Genomic DNA, 18,638 nt, shown 5'->3' with positions numbered 1-18,638 from the left:
ATTTTTGGATTTTTACCGTTGAGGTCTTATGAAGGGTTGGATGCTTCAAAAATATCTAAAAGGGTTTAATTTTTTCCTTTTGGCAGGGTTGGCGGCTCTATTAATTCTAAAATTAGGAGCAGGTTCTTTTTCTAAAGGGGAAGATCAAATCCAAATGACGCAACGGGCCGGCCTTCATCAGGCCATTAAACCATCCTTTAAAGAGGAGGCGTCTCTTCATTTTAAAGAACCCATCTTGGGAGGGGCATCCCTCCGAGAAAAAGAATCTGTTCCGATTCAGTTTTTAGGGACGGCTTCGGCGGGTTCAAAGATTTTTGGGGTTTTATCGTACCAGGACCATCAATCTCTTGTTCAAGAGGGAGAAGAAATTGGAGGTTGGCATATTAAACATCTTTCTGAGGAAGAAGTTCTTTTGGAAAATTCAAGCGGAGAAACGATTCGTCGTTCTCATCAGATTCAAGAGAGGGAATTACCCCTCCTTCTCCAAAAAACCGATGAAAATCACTGGATTTTGGATTCAAACTCTTTAAAAGATATTTTGAAGCATTGGGCCGAACTTTTAACGGAGGTTCGTATTTTACCTCTATTTGAAAGTGGACGGGCTCAAGGCTATGAGTTTTTAAATGTCAGACCTGAAAGCAGGGTAGAAAAACTAGGATTTAGGACCGGAGATGTGATTCAAAGAATCAACGGACGCGATGTAACAGATTTATCCGTTCTTCTTTCCTTGCAAAATGAGTGGGAACAGGACAATTTAGTGGTCGATGTGAAAAGAGGGGCAAAAAATATTCAATTGATTTATCAAAAAAGAGACGATAAGAATTCAACCCAAGGACAGCGATAGGAAAATGGAATTCGACGCAAGATCTTGGCCATCTTGTCCTTCAGAAAGCCTCGACAGACACCTGTCAGTGTATGCCTACGTTTCCCCCTGCGGGGACCTTGTCTTCAGGCCAATATGGCTCAAGCTTTTGCGTCTCGGTTCTCATTTCCTATCGCTGTCCTTGGGTTCAAATTCTTTGTTGCTAGAGGAGAATAAATGAAGTTCAAATTTTTTGCTAAAATTGTTTTTTTTATAGGCCTTATTGTTTTTTATTTTGGCCCAGCAGGTTTTTCTGAGGATCGATCGGTCTCACTTAATTTTGAAAATGCAGATTTGCGTTTGGTGATTAAATTTGTGAGCGAGACCACGGGTGAAAATTTTATCGTGGATGAAGGAGTAAAGGGAAATGTAACCATTCTAGGCCCCACTAAAATTCCGATTAACGAACTCCGCAAAGTTTTAGAATCCGTTCTGACTGTAAGCGGTTACAGTATGGTTTCGTCCGGACAAGTGACAAAAATTGTTCCTATTGAAAATGCGAGTCAAGCCAGTCCCGAAATGCTTTCTTCTGGACAATCCCCTGCAGGGGGAGAGCATTTTATTACACAGATTTTTTCTCTCAAGTATGGAAATGTTGAAAAAATTTCAGGAATTATTAATTCATTTTTGAGTAAGGGTGGACATGCCACTTCTTATCCTCCTACCCATACCTTGATTGTTTCAGATCGAGCAGAAAACATGAAACGAATTGCATTGATTTTAGAAGATTTAGATCGTAAAGGAAGTGAGGTTTCTTCAGTTATTCATGTTGTTTTATTGAAACATGCGAATGCTGAAGAGGTGGCTCAGGTTTTGAGTCAACTTTTTGAAAAAGAATCAAAAAGTTTGGAACGGGAGGGAATAAAGTTGGAAGAAAAAGAATCTTTTGTTGTCGCAGATGTCTCCACTAATTCTCTTTTGATTCATGTTCCCAAGGGGCGTTTTTCAGCGCTTCGTAAAACGATTCAGAAGTTAGACCTTCCTCAAAAACAGGTTTTGGTCGAAGTCCTGGTCGCCGAGGTTAATTTAAATAAATCAGAACATTTAGGGATTGAATGGTTGGCTGCCGAAGGGGTGGTTTATGGCTCCCAGGAAGGATTTGGGCAAGATCGGGTCAATCGAGCTGAGGATATTGCCCATCATGTTTTAACGGGAGGAAAATTTCCAGGGACCGCAACAGCTTTTATTCATGACACGATTCAGGTGGGCACGTTAGAAATTCCAAGATTAGGAATTTTGATTAATGCCTTTCGAAATCATTCGGACATTAATATTCTTTCGACGCCTCAAATTTTAACCACGGATCATAAAGAGGCTGAAATTTTGGTAGGAGAAAATCGTGCATTTATTAAAAATGCCCAAGTGACGCCTGAAGGAAGTACCGTTAGAACCTTTGAATTTAAAGATATTGGGCTTTCACTTCGTTTAAAACCGCATATTGCTGATGATGGATGGGTGAGAATGGAAGTGGATCAAAAGGTGGAGGATGTGATTGGCCAGTCCTTTGAAGGGGCGGTTGAAACCTCTAAGCGTGAGGCCCATACGATGATTACGGTTCGGGATTCTCGGACAGCTGTCATTGGCGGGCTCATTCGTGAGAGGAAAGATAAGACGATTCAAAAGGTTCCAATTTTAGGGGATATTCCCATCATAGGAATTCCTTTTACCCGAAAGGGAGAGCAAACGGTTAAGACCAATCTCTTAATTTTTATTTGCCCTCATGTTTTGGATACTGAAGAAAAGATGTCAGAAATCACGGAGAAGAAAAAACAAATTCTAAATTCAAATATTTAAACAGGTCCCCAAGCCAGACTATTGTAGTCGCCCGATTTATCCCCCCACCTACCCGCCATTTCGAATGGATGAGGTGGGGGGATTATGCAAGGGGTAAGGGGCACGGCCCCATAAATGGGGCGACTACTTTTATTTTGCATATAACCTGTAAGCGATAAGGAAAAATATGGAAGTATTAGATCAAATTTTAGGAGAAGAAATTCCAAAAGATGTTTTATCAAAAATATCTCTCGAGTACCTCCTTACCTTTCGATTACTTCCTTTAAAGTGGATCGGTGAAAAATTAAAAGTGGCTGCGGCAAATTTAGTTCCCTTTTACCCCATTGACAATTTATCTATGGTATTAAATACCCCTCTTGAAGTCGTAGAAATGCCTACAGACCAGATTGAAAATGTTTTAAGAAAATGGATGGAATCTAAAGTAAAAGCCCCTCAAAAATTACTTGAAAATACAAAAAAAGAATCGGATTTCTTCCCTCATTTAGAGATACGGGAAGGAGAAGATCTCGTTCGGCAAAGGAGTGAGGCTCCGGCAGTCAAGATGGTTAATTCCATTTTACTTGAGGCGATTCAAGAAAAAGCCACGGACGTTCATTTTCATCCCAAAATTTCGGCACTGACCGTTCTTTATCGAAGAGATGGCTTTCTTCATGAGGTTCATTCCCTTCCTCAAGGATTAAAGGAGGAAGTGATTTCCCGACTTAAAGTCATGGCAAAATTAGATGTGACCCAGCGGCAATTACCCCAAGATGGAAGATTTTCGATTCGATCCTCCGATCGAGAAATCGAAGTCCGTGTTTCGGTGGTTCCTACGGTTCAAGGGGAAAGAGTGGTTTTGAGATTGCTCGATCGTGAAAATCTCTTGATTCGTGCAGATGAATTGGGAATGAATCGTGAACATTACCAGCATTTGCGCCTTTTGATGGATCGGCCGACCGGAATGATTTTGGTTACGGGCCCTACGGGGAGTGGGAAGACGACGACGCTTTATTCTTTTATTTCGGAGCTAGATTTGGCCCAAAGAAATGTGATGACGATTGAAGATCCCGTCGAATATAAAATTGAAGGAATAACGCAGATTCCTGTCCGTCCCAACTTGGGATTGACGTTTGCTCAGGGTTTAAGATCCGTTTTGAGGCAAGATCCGGACGTGATTTTGGTCGGTGAAATTCGAGATCAAGAAACAGCTCAAATTGCCATTCGAGCTGCATTGACAGGTCATTTAGTCTTAACAACGCTTCATGCCACAGATGCTCCAGGGGCCGTGGCACGCCTTTTGGATATTGGGATTGAGCCCTATTTAATTTCTTCTGCTTTAATGGCGGTTATTTCTCAAAGATTGGCCAGAAAATGTTGTTTAAAATGTGAAAAAAAAGGTTGTTCATTTTGTTTTTCAACAGGTTTTCGGGGGCGTACAGGTGTTTTTGAATATCTTCCCCTGGATGATGATTTTAGACATTGGATTACTCAGCGCTCTGATGGTCGCGTTTTTCGTGAAGAGATGAGACGCAAAGGAATGATGAGTTTGGAAATGGCAGGTCTTCAGAAAGTTGAAAAGGGTATAACAAGCCGGGAGGAAGTTTTAAGAGTGGTTGGGTGAGACCTCTGAAAAAGGCCCATCTGCTGCGTTGCCTGCTGCGCTTCTTTGTCGGCGTACAGAAAAAAGTACGCCTCCGCAGTCGCTTGCAGGCGTGCTTCCCTCTGGGACCTTTTTGAGAGGTCTCTAAAGATAAGGATATTTGTGGAACAAACGGTAAACACTGGAAAAATTTGGAAGTTGAAACCCTCACATTTAGAGGAGGCTTCTTTTTTGTCTAAATCTTTACAGGTTTCAAATACTTTAGCTCAACTTCTTGTCCAAAGAGGAATTGAGACGGTTGAGGATGCAAGGTATTTTCTTGGAAATAGGCTTAAGGATTTGTCGGATCCCTTTTTATTTGAAGGGATGGACCGAGCGGTGGCGAGAATTTTTCAAGCACTTAATAAAAATGAAAAGGTCATGGTGCATGGAGATTATGATGTCGATGGAATTACAGGGACTGCACTTCTCTGTGATATTTTAAAGAAAATAGGGATCAATGCTCAACCCTACATTCCTGATCGAGTGAGTGAAGGTTATGGGATGAGCAGAGAGGCCATTCAAAAGGCGGTTGTAGAAAAAATTCCTCTGATGATTACCGTAGATTGTGGGGGAACGGCTTTTGCTGAAATTGAAGAGGCTGATCGGCAAGGAATTGACGTGATTGTCGTCGATCATCATGAGTTAAAAAATGAGCTTCCTCCTTCTATTGCTGTTATCCACCCTCGAAGAATGACTCAAAAAAATCATTTTCATCCCTTGGCCGCTGTAGGCGTTGCTTTTAAATTAGCGCATGGTTTGGTAAAGAGAGGTTTAGAACAAAAAGCTGATTGGGCGAATAAAATTGATCTTAAAGATTTTTTGGATCGGGTTGCATTGGGAACGGTCGCAGATTTGGTTCCTCTTAAAGGAGAAAACAGAATTTTTGTTAAACAAGGTTTAGAGAGGCTTTTAAAAACTGAATGTCTAGGTTTATCCATGCTGCTCAAAGAAATTGGCCTTGAAGGTCGATCGATTACGACTTCTGACGTGGGGTTTAAAATTGCCCCTCGCCTCAATGCAGCAGGTCGAGTGGGGACGGCGTACGATGCCGTTCATCTTCTTTTAGTTAAAGAAAAAGAAAAAGCGAGTACGCTTGCACAAACATTAGACCTGAGTAACCGCAAACGTCAGGAATTAGAACAGGCAACCTATGAGGAAGCCGCAGATCTTTTGCAAGCTCAAACCAATGGAGGTGAAGATTGGGTTCTCGTCCTTCATAAAGAAGAATGGCCCTTAGGCGTGATCGGGATTGTTGCCTCTAGAATTTTAAGATTAATGCACCGGCCTGTTTTTATTATTTCAACGGAAGAGGGGGTGAGCAAGGGCTCTGCCCGGAGTATTCGGGGTTATCATTTGTGCGAAGCCTTAAAAAGTTGTGAAGGACTATTAGAAGGTTACGGAGGACATGCCTATGCGGCAGGGATAAAAATTTTGAGAAAGAAGATTCCAGAGTTTAGAGAACGCATTAATCAACATGCGCATCAAGTCCTTTCAAGTGATGATTTAATTCCAAGTCTAGAAATCGATTTAGAAATCCCGTTAGAGTCTGTTTCTTTATCCTTTGCCCAGGAGGTTGAAAAATTAGGTCCCTTTGGTCAGGAAAATTCATCCCCTCTTTTTCTGACAAAGGAATTACAGTTAGAACGTGAACCTTATAAAGTAGGAAAGAATCATCTGAAATTACATTTGAAAAATAAAAATAACGAGAGGGTAGAGGGGATTGCTTTTGGTCAAGCGGATCTCATTTCTCAATTTTCTCTCTCTTGCCCATTTCAAGCGGTTTATGAGGTTGCGATCAATTCTTATCAAAGGAATATGAAGCCTCAGCTTATCTTTAAAGATTTTAAGTTTTAACGAACGACGAACGACGTTATTTCGTATGCCTATTTTTGAATATACAGGTTTTGATGTTTCAGGAAAGAAAATGAAGGGTCTTTTAGAGGCCGATCATATTCAGGCTGTTCAAAGAATCCTTTTTGAAATGAGAATTGGAGCGACTCGAATTCATGTTCTTGAGAAATCCCTCTCCAAACATTCTCCTCCTCTTTCCGAAATTGCCTTGATGACACGCCAACTCGCTTTATTTTTAAAGACAGGTTTTACTCTGGATGATGCTTTTTTTGAACTGGCAAGGGGTTGGAAAAAGGATCAAGTCCAGAAATCCCTTTTTCTCTTGGCTCATCGGTTAAAGGCAGGGCTTGATTTAGAAAAAGCCCATGAAGGGCTTCATTTATTTCCTGAGTTTGTGTCCAGGGCTCTTAAAGTTGCAGAGAGTTCAGGAAAAATTTTTGAAACATTAGAATGGATCTCTCAGGATTGTGAAGAAAAAAAACAGATGATAAATCGCTGGATTGAAAGTCTTATTTATCCGGGACTTCTATTTTTAGTCAGTTTAGGCGTGCTTTTTCTCGTTTTTCAATGGGTTTTCCCTTCCCTAATCGAACTTTTTATTCAACAGGGAAAACCGCTTCCTCGTTTGACTCAAGGTGTTCTTTTTTTGGGACATTCGATGAAATGGGTTTTTGGATTTTTTGGCATTCTTGTTTTAGCGATCTATTTGTGGGGGCCAAAAATCGATCTATCTCTTAAAAGAAAATGGGCAAAGCTTTTCTTGCGTTTTTCGGGTCTAGGATCCATTTTAAAAAAGAGAAATGCTTGTGAGGTGACTCGACATCTTTCATTTTTGGTGATGAGCGGATTTCAAATTCCAGAGGCTTTTTCACTTTCCGCAAGAAAAAATTTTTTAATTGAAGAAGAGCTGTTAGCCCTGCACAGGCATTTAGAAGAAGGGGGAAACTTAGAAAAAGAAGATGAATTGAATTCTATTTTTCCAAAGGGTTTCTTGAAAATGTTATCGATGGGATTTAAGAGCGGAAATTTTATTGAAGTTTGTAACAGACTCTCAGAATATTACGAGAAAGAACTCGAAACAATCCTCAACCGTTTTACAGCTTTACTAGGACCGGTCCTTTTAATGTTGGTTGGAGGATTGATCGGATTCTTAGTGATTGGAGTTCTTCTTCCTATACTACAAGGAGGAATGTAAAATTTAGTCTTAGGCCGCTTTTTGGATTTTATTAGCCTTGAGACACCGTGTGCAAACCCGAACCGTTTTGACGGCGTCCTTAATCAGGGCTCTCACTCTTTGCAAATTGGGCATAAAACGACGTAACGTAATTCCCGTAACATTTTCTCCCACACCGCCTTTTCTTTTTGAAAGCCCTCGGCGTGCAACTCGGTGCCCAGAAACAGGTTTTTTACCGCAAACAACACAAATTTGTGACATAATTCATACTCCAATATTTTTATGGTGCGCAGAATATCTCATACATTGTAGTGGTGTGTCAATAACGAAAAATATCAAAATCCAAACATCAAAAATTAAAATGACAGTGCAAAATCTAAAATGTCCCCCTTGCGATAGCATTAGAAATTTTGGATTTAAATATGTCATTTTGATTTTTGATGTTTGGATTTTAAATTAACTATGAAATGAGTCTACAGTAACCGAAAAAAGGAGACAGGAGACTGGAGACCGGGGATAAAGAAGGAGATATAAATGCTCGTAGCTGAAAAAGCTGTATCTGACCGGAATTCTACAGATATTCCTTGCCAATATGTGAAAGGGGTTGGGCCAAAGAGGGCTTTGCTTTTCAAGAAGCTAGGTCTTGAAAGGGTTTCAGACCTTCTTTATCTTGCCCCCCGTCGTTATGAAGATCGTAGGACTTTTACTCCTATTCGTAGACTTCATGATGGAGAATTTCAAACCATTCAGGGAAAAATTGTGGCTTCAGGCCTTAAAGAGACCCGTCGTTTTTTTAGAATTTTTCAATTGGCAGTAGAAGACGAGTCGGGGGTTCTATTTGCAACATGGTTTAACCAACCCTATTTACAAAATCGTTTTAAAGTGGGTGATCGCGTGATCTTGAGTGGAAAAGTTCAATGGTATGGGCGAGAGCTTCAGATGATGGCTCCTGACTATGAAGTTTTAATAGGGGATACGAGTGATCTTTTACATACGGGGAGAATTGTTCCGATCTATCCTTTGACGGAAGGAATTTCACAGAGGGCCATGCGCTTAATTGTTAAAAATGCCTGTGACTTGTTTCATGAATTTTTGGAGGAGATATTTTCTGAAGAAATCTTAAGAGAAAATCATCTCATGGGTTTAAAAGAGGCCATCATAACTATTCATTTCCCAGAGAGTTTCGAAGGAATGAATCAGGCTCGACGGCGATTGGCTTTCGAGGAATTTTTTATGGTTCAACTTTGGTTGGGCTTTAAAAAGAAAACCTATCAAAAGCTTAAGCGGACATTTTGTTATGAAAAAATTTCTGAATCTGTTCAATCTTTTGTAAAAAGCCTTCCCTTTCCTTTGACTCAAGCTCAAGTAAGAGTCATTTCAGAAATTGGCAAGGATCTTCAAAAAGAATTTCCCATGAACCGATTGCTTCAAGGCGATGTGGGGTCTGGAAAAACTTTAGTTGCTTGTGCAAGCTTCTATATGGCTGTTCGCAGCGGTTTTCAAGGAGTGCTCATGGTGCCGACAGAGGTTTTGGCCCAACAACATCGCAAAACTTTTGAAAAAATTTTCCAGCCTCTAGAAGTTAAGATAGGGCTCCTTTTGGGAGATGAAAAAGTGAAAATAAAAAGAGAAACCCTTCAAAATTTGTCGGAGGGAAACATTCAAATTTTAGTGGGAACCCATTCTCTTTTAGAAGAAAAAGTCAGCTTTCAAAAATTAGGCATGGTCATTATTGATGAACAACATAAGTTTGGGGTGGTTCAAAGAGCGCTTCTTAGAAATAAAGGATTTGAACCCGATGTTTTGATTATGACGGCAACCCCGATTCCTCGAACACTTGCTTTGACGGTTTATGGAGATTTAGAAGTATCCGTTTTAGACCAAATGCCTCCTGGGCGTGGGAAGGTTTCGACTTATTGGATTAAAAGAGAAAAGTTGAATGACGCCTATCATTTTATTCATCGAGAGGTTGAGAAGGGGGCTCAAGCCTATATTATTTATCCTCTTGTGGAAGAATCTGAAAAAAGTGAACTCAAAGCGGCCACTCAAATGTTTCATCAACTTTCTCAGGAGGTTTTTAGAGGATTGACTTTGGGGCTTATTCATGGCCGAATGAGTGCTGAAGAAAAAAACGAGGTGATTTATCAATTTCGGGATCAAAAAATTCATATTTTAGTTTCAACAACAGTGATTGAAGTGGGTATTGATATTCCTAATGCAAGTCTGATCTTGATCGAAAATGCGGATGCCTTTGGTTTGGCGCAGCTCCATCAGTTGAGAGGGCGTGTCGGGCGAGGGCCTCGTTCGGCTTATTGTATCCTGGAGGCTGAACCCCGTACAGAAGAAGGGATTCGGCGATTGGAAGCGATGGTGAAAACGCGTGATGGATTTAAAATTGCAGAGGCTGATTTGACGATTCGAGGTCCAGGAGAATTTTTGGGAACGAGGCAACATGGACTACCCGAAATTCGCTTTGGTCATTTATTAACCGATCATGAATTGATTCATCGATCTCGTCAGACTGCAAATGCCATTTTAGACGAAGACCCATTTTTAAAGGATCAAGACAATCAAAAATTACATCATTTAATTCAAAAAAAGTTTTTAGAAAAAACACAGTTTTTGAGTGTGGGATGACATGCGTATCATTGCAGGTTTAGCCAAAGGGCGGCTTTTAAAGACACTTCCGGGGGACACGGTCCGTCCGACGGCTGATCGGGTGAGAGAATCGATATTTAATATTTTGGATTCTCACATTATGGGGGCGGATATCTTGGACCTTTTCGCTGGGTCAGGTGCTTTGGGTCTAGAGAGTCTTTCACGCGGGGCCGAGGCATCCACCTTTGTTGAGAAATCAAAAAGGGCCTCTCTCGTCATTCGCGAAAATTTTGAAACGCTCCACTTTCAAAATAGTCAAATTTTAACGATGGATGTTTTTAAATCACTTTCTTTTTTTAAAAGGCGTGAAAAGTTTTTTGATCTGGTTTTTGCAGATCCCCCTTATTCTTTTTTCAAGGAGATATGGATTCAAGATCTATGGAAAGGGGTTTCACAAATTTTATCCAAAGAAGGGATTTTTGTGGTTGAGCATCCTTCTCAGTGGTCTTCTGTGAAGATGATGGATTCTCTGGAACAATATGATATTAGGCAATATGGACAAACAAGTGTGAGTTTTTATAAAAAAGGGGAAATTCCCTCTCTTCCACAATTTTAATTTTTGATTTATAATAGTTACAAAAGTGAGTCCATAGTCCACGGTCCACAGTCCATAGAAAATAAATAATTCCTCTAAAACTGTCGACCGTTGACTGTTGACTGTCGACCGTTGACTGTTGACTGTGGACTGCAGTCCATTTTCATTCACATGAGTAGAAAGATGTTATGGTAAAAGCTGTGCTTAAGAAAGCGATTTATCCAGGCAGTTTTGACCCCCTCACGAATGGGCATTTGGATGTGATTCGTCGTTCAACTCAATTGTTTGACGAAGTGACCGTGGCTGTTTTTCAAAATGAAGGGAAGAAAGCCCTCTTTTCTTTGAAAGAACGTTTACAGATGATTCGTGAGTCCTTAAACGATTTAAAGGGGGTTAAGATTGTTCATTTTGATGGTTTACTCATTGATTATTGTCGTCAAAACGGGATTTCGGTTGTGATTCGGGGTTTAAGGGCCATTTCAGATTTTGAATATGAATTTCAAATGGCACTTATGAATAAAAAACTCTGTGATGAAATTGAGACTATTTTTGTCATGTCCAGAGAATCCTATTCCTATTTAAGTTCGCGTATGATTAAGGAAATTGTTTCGAAAGGGGGAGACATTTCTCACTTTGTCCCTTCTCATGTAGGGAAAAAACTTCGTTCGAAGCTTTTTCGTTCTTAATAACTCAAAACTTACCGCTGGACGCTTTTTTTAAGTGGATGTTCAATATGAAACATCCATGACTTTCAGTCATAAAGAAGGATGAAAATGAATTAACTCCCCCATCCCCTCTTATATAAGAGGGTGGCTCTCCCCTTAAAATAAGGGGAGTTGGAGGGGTTATTGGAGGCTATTGATGATGAAAGTTTATATTGAACGTATTCCTGAAGAAGGCCTTCTTTTAGAAGGGGAGGAATCCCCTCGGATTATTGATATTGGTCCCTCAGAAGAAAGATTTAAAGAAAATATTCATATCTCTTTAAAGGCTTATAAAATTACAGGGAAACTTATTGTAGGAGGCGTAGTCTGGACGGATGTGGTTTTAATCTGTAGCCTGTGTTCAGAATCATTTACCTATCTCATTGAAAACAAAGGGTTTTCGTACGATTGTGAACTTGAGGGAAGGGATATAATTGACTTGACAGAGCCTATTCGCGAGGATATATTAATCGGCCTACCCATTACGCCCCTCTGCCAAAAAGATTGTAAAGGGCTTTGTGTAGAATGTGGTAAGAACTTGAATTTTGGAAAATGTGGCTGCCTAGAAAAGAGGGTTTTAAAAGGGCCGTTAGGAAAATTGGGAGATTTATTTTAGAATGGAGGTATGTTATGGCTTTACAAACGAATCGACACAGTCGTTCCAGGCGAGATAAGAAAAGAACACATTATAAATATGTGCCACTCGAGACCGTTTTATGTCCAAACTGTCATCAGCCTTCTTTGCCCCATCGGGTTTGTACGCTCTGTGGGTACTATAAAGGACGTCAAGTCATTCAAATTAAAATGGCCAAGGCGAGTTAGTTTTGATGAGGCGAATCAGCCCTTCGGTTGCTGGTCACCGGTGACCATTAATTAAACGAGGTAAAATGAGTATAGCCATTGATGCGATGGGCGGAGATTATGCCCCAAAAGAGATTGTAGAAGGTACTATTTTGGCGGCAGAAACCATCCGAGATCGAATCCTCATTCTTGTGGGGGATCCTAAGCGTATTCATGAGTTTATTTCTCCTCAAAGGGCCAAAGAACTTAACATTGAAATCCATCCCGCCTCTGAAGTCATTCACATGCATGAAACCCCGGTTGCGGGTTTAAGAAAAAAGAAGGATGCTTCCATCACACGTGCGGTTGAACTGGTTAAGAAAGGTCAAGCCGAGGCGGTTGTTTCCGCTGGAAATACCGGAGCCTGTGTTGCGGCAACCAAATTAAAATTAAGATTTTTAAAAGGGATTGACCGACCTGCCATTGCGACCATCATGCCTAACCTTTCGGGAACCAATATTTTGATTGATGCAGGGGCAACGGTGGACTGCAAGCCTCATCATCTGATTCAGTTTGCCGTGATGGGAATGTGCTATGCCAAATATGCCCTCAAAAAGGAAAATCCCAGAATTGGTCTTTTAAATGTTGGAGAAGAAGAGTCAAAGGGGAATGATCTTTCAAAAGAGACTTTTAAAATTTTAAGAAAAACTGCGCTTAATTTTGTTGGCAATGTCGAAGGACGGGACTTGTTTAGAAATATTGCTGATGTGATTGTCACTGATGGATTCGTTGGAAATGTGGCTTTGAAGGCCACCGAGGGAAGTGCTCGTCTTATTCAAAATCTATTGAAACAGGAATTCGTGAAGTCCTGGACTTTAAAAATTGGGGCACTTCTCGTGAAGAAGGCTTTTGACGGACTCAAGCGCCGTTTTGATTATGCGGAATATGGCGGGGCGCCTCTTTTAGGGATCGATGGAATTTGTATTATTTCTCATGGACGCTCGAATGCAAAGGCCATTAAGAATGCGATTCGTGTTGCAGACGAATGTATTCAAAACAAAGTGAATCGGCATATTGAAGATGAAATGGATCGCTTGAATTCGTCTCTTTCCCAAGGGGTTTAGACAAATATGGTGGGTATCGTTGGCACAGGTTGCTATTTACCTAAAAAAATTCTTTCCAACTTTGATCTTGAAAAAACAATTGAAACCACCGATCAATGGATTTTTGAGCGAACTGGCATTCGAGAAAGACGAATTTCTTCTCATGATTTTTATGCGTCCGATATGGGGGCTCATGCCGCAAAAAAGGCTCTTCAAGATTCAAAAATCAATCCTTCCGAAGTCGATCTTTTGATTGTTGCGACCATGTCCGCGGATATGCTGTGTCCTTCGACGGCCTGTATCATTCAGGAAAAAATAGGAGCTTCGAAGGCCTTTGCCTTTGATCTTAACGCGGCTTGTTCGGGATTTCTCTTTGCCCTGGAAGTTGCAAAAAAATTTCTTGAGTCGGATCAGTATCAGACGGCTTTAGTGATTGGGGTTGAAAAACTTTCCTCCATGGTTGATTGGAAAGATCGTGGAACCTGTATTCTTTTTGGGGATGGGGCAGGGGCGGCGGTTTTAAAGAAAAATCATGCGGATCATCAAATTTTAGGCGCGGTTCTAGGATCGGATGGTCGAGGAGCTGATTTACTGAAGGTTCCTGCCGGAGGTTCAATGATGCCCGCAACTCACGAGACCATTGATCAACGACTTCATTTTATTAAAATGGATGGCCGAGAAGTTTATAAAAACGCCATTGATTTGATGTACAGAATGGCTGATGAAACCCTCCTTAAATGTGGTTTAAAAAGAGAGGACGTTGATTTATTTATTCCTCATCAGGCCAATAAAAGAATTATTGATGCAGTGGCCAAAAAGCTTTCTCTTCCGAGCGAAAAAATTTATATCAATGTAGATCGCTACGGCAATACCTCTGCGGCTTCTATTATCATTGCCTTGGATGATGCCCGTAAAGAAGGAAGGATGCAATCGGGAGATTGCTTACTCATTGTTGTCTTTGGCGCTGGCTTTACATGGGGAGGAATGGTGATTCGGTGGTAAGAATCTATATCGAAAATCAAATATCAAAAATCAAAATTGTGGTAGAGATTGATGAAAAACTTTTGAAGCGGATGAGTCTTTGAATTTTAACAGGAAGAGTTAACATTTGAAAATCGCACTTTTGTTCCCTGGGCAGGGGGCGCAATATGTTGGGATGGGAAAAGAGTTTTTTTCGCAATACGAAGTTGCCCGAGAATTATTTTTAAAGGCCAATGACATTTTAGGTTTTGATTTGAGTCGATTATGTTTTGAGGGACCCGAAGAAGAATTAACCTCAACCAAAGTTTGCCAGCCCGCCATTTTTGTCACAAGTCTTGCCTCTTTAGCTGTTTTAAAATCTGTTTTTCCCGAGATTCAAATAGAAGCTGTGGCTGGTTTGAGCCTGGGAGAATTTACGGCTCTAACCGCTGCAAAAAGCCTTAAATTTGAAGATGCTCTTAAAATTGTTTCCTCTCGTGGGAAATTTATGGAAGAGGCATGTTTAGAAAAGTCTGGGACCATGGCCTCCATTTTGGGGCTTGAGTATGATCAGATTAAGGAAATTTGTCAGTCAATTGTCGATGAGGATGTTGTAACCGTTGCCAATGTCAATAGCCCTGGGCAAATTGTCATCAGTGGTACGGCTCGAGGCATTGATCGTGCTTCTCATGCTTGTAAGGAAAGGGGGGCACGCCGTGTGATTTCGCTTCAGGTCAGCGGGGCCTTTCATTCTCCTCTCATGGAAAGTGCTCAAGCGAAGTTACAAGAATATTTGAAAGGTTTCTCTATTTCTCAACCGCAAGCTCATTTTTTTTGTAATGTTCTGGGAGAAGAGATTTCTCACATCCAAGAAATTCGAAATCTTTTAATCGAGCAGGTGACTCATTCGGTTCTTTGGGAACAAAGTATTCGTTCGATGGTTAAAGCAGGTTTTGATTTCTTTATTGAAGTGGGATGTGGTAAAGTCTTGTCCGGTTTGCAGAGAAAAATTGCACCGGACACGAAAATGTTTAATGTCGAGGATGTGGAAAGTTTGGAGAAAATAAAAAACGCAATTGAGAATTGAAAATTGAGAATGGACAATTATCAATTTTCAATTGTTAATTTTTAATTATTTTTGAAAGGGGGGCCAGATGTTGCTCGAGGGTAAGAATACGCTTGTCACAGGTGCTGCTCAAGGAATTGGAAAGGCCATTTCGCTCACCTTTGCAAAAGAGGGGGCCCATGTTGCTGTCTGTGATATGAATGAAGTGGCGGGGCAAGAAACGGTCAATGAGATTCGTGCCCTTGGCCGTAAATCAGAATTTTTTAAGGTGGATGTATCCAATGCTGAAGAAGTTAAAGTTGTGGTGGACAATGCGCTTGACAAATTTTCGACCATTGATATACTTGTGAACAATGCAGGCATTACGCGGGATACCCTCCTGGTTCGCATGGAAGAAAAGGACTGGGACTTAGTTCTAAATATCAATCTCAAGGGCACGTTTAATTTTACGAAGGCTGTTGCACGTTCGATGATGAAGAATCGGACGGGTAAAATTATAAATATTGCTTCTGTGATTGGTCTGGTGGGGAATGCAGGTCAAGCGAATTATGCCGCTTCTAAGGCAGGTGTGATTGCTTTTACGAAGTCAGTAGCCAGGGAACTTGCCTCTAGAGGAATAACAGCAAATGCTGTAGCCCCAGGTTTTATTCAAACGGCAATGACAGAGAAGTTGCCAGAAGATGTACGGCAAGCAATGCTCAAAAAAATTCCCATGGGTGGTTTTGGACTTCCCCAGGATGTAGCCAACGTTGTTTTGTTTCTTTCAAGTGATTTATCTCGATATGTAAATGGACAAGTGATTCAGGTTTGTGGAGGCCTGGTAACTTAAAACGATCACCTTGTTGGAAATGATGAAGTTGAGTCGTAAACATAGCCTACGAGAAGAGAGGAGGGTCATTGAATGTCAGTCGAAGAGAAAGTTAAAAAAATTATTGTGGAGCAGTTAGGGGTGAATCCGGAAGAAGTGACTCCGGAGGCGTCCTTTATTGAGGATTTGGGGGCTGACTCCCTTGATACCGTTGAGCTTGTGATGGCCTTCGAAGAGGAATTTGATGCTGAAATCCCCGATGAAGATGCTGAAAGGCTAAAAACGGTAGGGGATACCATCCGATACATAGAGGAAAAGCAGAAATCTAAGAGTGCTTAAAGCTTGGATAAGAGGAGCATTTCCCCTTTCTTTTTTATATAATTGAAAAGTGGGAAATGCTTTTTTTATTTTTTCGAGCTCCTGTTTTTATAGTTGTAGTCATAAACGTTTGGCCACACATGTGGATGAAAATGGTTTCCAGTCCACAGTCGACAGTCAATGGTCAACAGTTTTAAAGGAATTGTTTATTTTCTATAGACTGTTGACCGTTGACCGTGGACTCGTTTTTCATAGTTAAGGAAGATAAAAATTGATGCACGGAAGAAGAGTGGTGATTACGGGTTTAGGGGTTGTGACTCCCAGTGGAAATAACCTTGATGAATTTTGGAGTAATATTGTTCAAGGGAAAAGTTCTGCTGGACCCATTAAGAGTTTTAATGTGAGCAAATTTGATACACGTTTTGCTTGCATGGTGAAGAATTTTGATCCCTCGAAATACATTGGGCCAAAAGAACTTAAACGGATGGATCCTTTTGTTCGCTTTGCGGTCGTTGCAGCTAAAATGGCCTTGGAAGATGCTCATCTTGAAGTGAATAAGGTTGATTCAAATCGTGTAGGAGTGCTTGTAGGATCCGGAATCGGTGGGATTACAACCGTTGAAGAGCAGCATCTCATCATGCTTAAAAAGGGTCCTTCCCGAATGTCCCCTTTTTTAATTCCAATGCTCATCGTGAACATGGCTCCCGGACAAATTTCCATTCAGACGGGGGCTAGAGGACCCAATTCTTGTATCGCAACGGCTTGTGCCACTTCAGCTCATGCGGTTGGAGAGGCGGCACGATTGATTCTTCATGGAGATGCCGATGCCATGATTGCGGGAGGGGCAGAGGCGGCAATTACAAATTTAGGATTAGGTGGTTTTTGTGCCATGCATGCCTTGTCCACACGTAACGATGATCCGCTTCGGGCCAGTCGTCCCTTTGATCGCCAAAGAGATGGTTTTGTCATGGGAGAAGGTGCAGGAATTTTAATTTTGGAAGAATTAGAGCATGCAAAGAAAAGAGGCGCACGTATTTATGCCGAACTTATTGGCTATGGCCTGACGGGTGATGCGTACCATATGACGGCGCCTGCTCCAGACGGAGAAGGAGCCACGCGGTGTATGAAAATGGCTTTGGAAGATGCTGAGATTAATCCTTTGGATGTCGATTATATCAATGCTCATGGCACCTCGACTGCTTTAAATGATAAATTAGAAACCCAAGCCATTAAGCAAGTTTTTAAAGAGAGTGCGAAGAAAGTGCCCATTAGCTCAACCAAGTCTATGACGGGGCATCTCTTGGGAGCTGCCGGATCTGTTGAACTGATTGTCTGTTCTTTGGTTATTCGTGATGGAGTGATTCCTCCGACCATTAATTATCAATATCCTGATCCGGACTGTGATTTAGATTATGTCCCCAATCAAGCCCGCAAAGCAAAAGTCAATATAGCCCTTTCAAATTCTTTAGGATTTGGTGGGCATAATGCGACTTTAATTATTAAGAGATTTGAGAAATAATTGAAAATGAATAATTGAAAATTGATAATTTAGGAATTAATTTATTTTACCTTCATCATCAATTGTCAATTCTCAATTTCGTTAGGACTAAATCCCAATAATATGATAGCCCGCATCGACGAATAAAATCTCACCTGTAATATTGCTTGAAGCATCACTGGCTAGGAAAATAGCGGATTTAGCAACATCACTCCCTTTGACATTTCTTCTTAAAGGGGACCTTTCTTGGTGGGTTTTAAGCATTTGAGAAAATCTTCGAATGCCCATCGCTGAGACCGTTCGAATAGGGCCTGGAGAAATTCCATTCACGCGAATGTTTTGCTCTCCTAAATCATTTGCAAGGTAGCGTACACTCGACTCAAGAGCTGATTTAGCAACTCCCATGACGTGATAGTTGGGAACAATTCTCCATCCTCCCAGTGAAGTCAAAGTCATAATACTTCCTCCTTTGGGCATGAGAGGAATGGCTTTTTGGATGACTGCAGTGAGTGAAAAAGCGGTTATCTCTAAGGTTGTAGCAAATCCTTCTCTTGAAACATCGGTAAATTTCGCTCGCAATTCTTTGGGGGGGGCATACGCGATACTGTGAATAAGAAAATCAATAGTGCCAAATTCTTGTTTAAGAAACTGAAAAACATTTTCGATTTGCTCGTTTGAAGTGACATCACAAGAAAGGAGAGGACAAGAACTGAGCTTAGACGCTAGGCGGCGAACATTTTTTGCTATTTTTTCATTTTGACAGGTCATGGCAAATCTAGCTCCTTCATCATGAAAGGCTTGTGCAATGGACCAGGCAATGCTTCGACTGTTTGCAACGCCCAAAATAATCCCTTTTTTATCTTTTAATAACATAGAATCCTTTTTAAGTAGTTCAAAGTTAAAAGT

The 18,638-nt window shown here is 40.9% G+C and carries 18 protein-coding genes; 16 read left to right on the top strand and 2 right to left on the bottom strand.

Annotated elements, in window-relative coordinates; translation table 11 throughout:
- Positions 1 to 40: 40 nt before the first annotated feature.
- From HYS07_00580 to HYS07_00560, 5 genes are all read left to right on the top strand, one after another.
- Positions 41 to 844 (top strand): hypothetical protein, encoded by an 804-nt coding sequence (locus HYS07_00580; protein MBI1869670.1) that lies wholly within the window; start codon positions 41 to 43, stop codon positions 842 to 844.
- 195 nt (positions 845 to 1,039) lie between these two features.
- Entirely contained in the window at positions 1,040 to 2,656 is a 1,617-nt protein-coding gene (locus tag HYS07_00575) for a hypothetical protein (GenBank protein ID MBI1869669.1), read from the top strand.
- A 166-nt stretch (positions 2,657 to 2,822) separates the two neighbouring features.
- On the top strand, positions 2,823 to 4,256 hold the full coding sequence (locus HYS07_00570; protein ID MBI1869668.1) for a type II/IV secretion system protein: 1,434 nt from the start codon (positions 2,823 to 2,825) through the stop codon (positions 4,254 to 4,256).
- A gap of 210 nt (positions 4,257 to 4,466) precedes the next feature.
- Positions 4,467 to 6,131: a single-stranded-DNA-specific exonuclease RecJ gene (gene recJ, locus HYS07_00565; GenBank protein MBI1869667.1), complete on the top strand. Its 1,665-nt coding sequence runs from the start codon at positions 4,467 to 4,469 to the stop codon at positions 6,129 to 6,131.
- 25 nt (positions 6,132 to 6,156) lie between these two features.
- Positions 6,157 to 7,323, top strand: a complete 1,167-nt coding sequence (locus tag HYS07_00560) for a type II secretion system F family protein (protein MBI1869666.1) — start codon at positions 6,157 to 6,159, stop codon at positions 7,321 to 7,323.
- Positions 7,324 to 7,332: 9 nt separating this feature from the next.
- On the opposite strand, the gene rpmB is transcribed toward HYS07_00560, so the two are convergent.
- Positions 7,333 to 7,563: a 50S ribosomal protein L28 gene (gene rpmB, locus HYS07_00555; GenBank protein MBI1869665.1), complete on the bottom strand. Its 231-nt coding sequence runs from the start codon at positions 7,561 to 7,563 to the stop codon at positions 7,333 to 7,335.
- A 273-nt stretch (positions 7,564 to 7,836) separates the two neighbouring features.
- Here rpmB and recG point away from each other — a divergent pair, with 273 nt between their 5' ends.
- The 11 genes from recG (at position 7,837) to fabF (ending at position 17,753) form a co-directional block, all read left to right on the top strand.
- A complete protein-coding gene (gene recG / locus HYS07_00550; protein MBI1869664.1) occupies positions 7,837 to 9,939 on the top strand; it encodes an ATP-dependent DNA helicase RecG in 2,103 nt (700 codons plus the stop codon).
- Between the two features lies 1 nt (position 9,940).
- The gene (gene rsmD / locus HYS07_00545; protein ID MBI1869663.1) at positions 9,941 to 10,516 is read left to right on the top strand and encodes a 16S rRNA (guanine(966)-N(2))-methyltransferase RsmD; all 576 of its coding nucleotides are present in this window, start codon (positions 9,941 to 9,943) and stop codon (positions 10,514 to 10,516) included.
- A gap of 167 nt (positions 10,517 to 10,683) precedes the next feature.
- Positions 10,684 to 11,181, top strand: coding sequence for a pantetheine-phosphate adenylyltransferase (gene coaD, locus HYS07_00540; GenBank protein ID MBI1869662.1), 498 nt, complete (start codon positions 10,684 to 10,686; stop codon positions 11,179 to 11,181).
- Between the two features lie 175 nt (positions 11,182 to 11,356).
- Positions 11,357 to 11,815: a DUF177 domain-containing protein gene (locus HYS07_00535; protein ID MBI1869661.1), complete on the top strand. Its 459-nt coding sequence runs from the start codon at positions 11,357 to 11,359 to the stop codon at positions 11,813 to 11,815.
- A 14-nt stretch (positions 11,816 to 11,829) separates the two neighbouring features.
- Positions 11,830 to 12,021 carry a 50S ribosomal protein L32 gene (gene rpmF / locus HYS07_00530; protein ID MBI1869660.1) on the top strand — a complete coding sequence of 64 codons (192 nt, stop codon included), beginning with the start codon at positions 11,830 to 11,832 and terminating at the stop codon, positions 12,019 to 12,021.
- Between the two features lie 65 nt (positions 12,022 to 12,086).
- A complete protein-coding gene (gene plsX / locus HYS07_00525; protein ID MBI1869659.1) occupies positions 12,087 to 13,103 on the top strand; it encodes a phosphate acyltransferase PlsX in 1,017 nt (338 codons plus the stop codon).
- 6 nt (positions 13,104 to 13,109) lie between these two features.
- Entirely contained in the window at positions 13,110 to 14,084 is a 975-nt protein-coding gene (locus HYS07_00520) for a ketoacyl-ACP synthase III (protein MBI1869658.1), read from the top strand.
- 106 nt (positions 14,085 to 14,190) lie between these two features.
- Positions 14,191 to 15,129, top strand: coding sequence for an ACP S-malonyltransferase (gene fabD, locus HYS07_00515; GenBank protein ID MBI1869657.1), 939 nt, complete (start codon positions 14,191 to 14,193; stop codon positions 15,127 to 15,129).
- A gap of 67 nt (positions 15,130 to 15,196) precedes the next feature.
- Positions 15,197 to 15,937, top strand: coding sequence for a 3-oxoacyl-[acyl-carrier-protein] reductase (gene fabG / locus HYS07_00510; protein MBI1869656.1), 741 nt, complete (start codon positions 15,197 to 15,199; stop codon positions 15,935 to 15,937).
- A gap of 72 nt (positions 15,938 to 16,009) precedes the next feature.
- Positions 16,010 to 16,255, top strand: coding sequence for an acyl carrier protein (locus tag HYS07_00505; protein MBI1869655.1), 246 nt, complete (start codon positions 16,010 to 16,012; stop codon positions 16,253 to 16,255).
- 253 nt (positions 16,256 to 16,508) lie between these two features.
- The gene (gene fabF, locus HYS07_00500) at positions 16,509 to 17,753 is read left to right on the top strand and encodes a beta-ketoacyl-ACP synthase II (protein MBI1869654.1); all 1,245 of its coding nucleotides are present in this window, start codon (positions 16,509 to 16,511) and stop codon (positions 17,751 to 17,753) included.
- A gap of 87 nt (positions 17,754 to 17,840) precedes the next feature.
- Here the strand turns inward: fabF and HYS07_00495 are convergent, their stop codons facing one another.
- Positions 17,841 to 18,605, bottom strand: a complete 765-nt coding sequence (locus HYS07_00495; protein MBI1869653.1) for an enoyl-ACP reductase — start codon at positions 18,603 to 18,605, stop codon at positions 17,841 to 17,843.
- Positions 18,606 to 18,638 lie beyond the last annotated feature (33 nt).

This window comes from Chlamydiota bacterium, assembly GCA_016178055.1.
Lineage (GTDB): Bacteria > Auribacterota > JACPWU01 > JACPWU01 > JACPWU01 > JACOUC01.
This window is presented reverse-complemented; position numbering and strand designations above follow the sequence as displayed.

Bases quoted from the DNA above. Each gene is read 5' to 3' on its own strand.
- HYS07_00580 (MBI1869670.1), top strand. From the start codon at position 41: ATGCTTCAAAAATATCTAAAAGGGTTTAATTTTTTCCTTTTGGCAGGG.
- HYS07_00575 (MBI1869669.1), top strand. From the start codon at position 1,040: ATGAAGTTCAAATTTTTTGCTAAAATTGTTTTTTTTATAGGCCTTATT.
- HYS07_00570 (MBI1869668.1), top strand. From the start codon at position 2,823: ATGGAAGTATTAGATCAAATTTTAGGAGAAGAAATTCCAAAAGATGTT.
- HYS07_00560 (MBI1869666.1), top strand. From the start codon at position 6,157: ATGCCTATTTTTGAATATACAGGTTTTGATGTTTCAGGAAAGAAAATG.
- rpmB (MBI1869665.1), bottom strand. From the start codon at position 7,563: ATGTCACAAATTTGTGTTGTTTGCGGTAAAAAACCTGTTTCTGGGCAC.
- recG (MBI1869664.1), top strand. From the start codon at position 7,837: ATGCTCGTAGCTGAAAAAGCTGTATCTGACCGGAATTCTACAGATATT.
- rsmD (MBI1869663.1), top strand. From the start codon at position 9,941: ATGCGTATCATTGCAGGTTTAGCCAAAGGGCGGCTTTTAAAGACACTT.
- coaD (MBI1869662.1), top strand. From the start codon at position 10,684: ATGGTAAAAGCTGTGCTTAAGAAAGCGATTTATCCAGGCAGTTTTGAC.
- HYS07_00535 (MBI1869661.1), top strand. From the start codon at position 11,357: ATGATGAAAGTTTATATTGAACGTATTCCTGAAGAAGGCCTTCTTTTA.
- rpmF (MBI1869660.1), top strand. From the start codon at position 11,830: ATGGCTTTACAAACGAATCGACACAGTCGTTCCAGGCGAGATAAGAAA.
- plsX (MBI1869659.1), top strand. From the start codon at position 12,087: ATGAGTATAGCCATTGATGCGATGGGCGGAGATTATGCCCCAAAAGAG.
- HYS07_00520 (MBI1869658.1), top strand. From the start codon at position 13,110: ATGGTGGGTATCGTTGGCACAGGTTGCTATTTACCTAAAAAAATTCTT.
- fabG (MBI1869656.1), top strand. From the start codon at position 15,197: ATGTTGCTCGAGGGTAAGAATACGCTTGTCACAGGTGCTGCTCAAGGA.
- HYS07_00505 (MBI1869655.1), top strand. From the start codon at position 16,010: ATGTCAGTCGAAGAGAAAGTTAAAAAAATTATTGTGGAGCAGTTAGGG.
- fabF (MBI1869654.1), top strand. From the start codon at position 16,509: ATGCACGGAAGAAGAGTGGTGATTACGGGTTTAGGGGTTGTGACTCCC.
- HYS07_00495 (MBI1869653.1), bottom strand. From the start codon at position 18,605: ATGTTATTAAAAGATAAAAAAGGGATTATTTTGGGCGTTGCAAACAGT.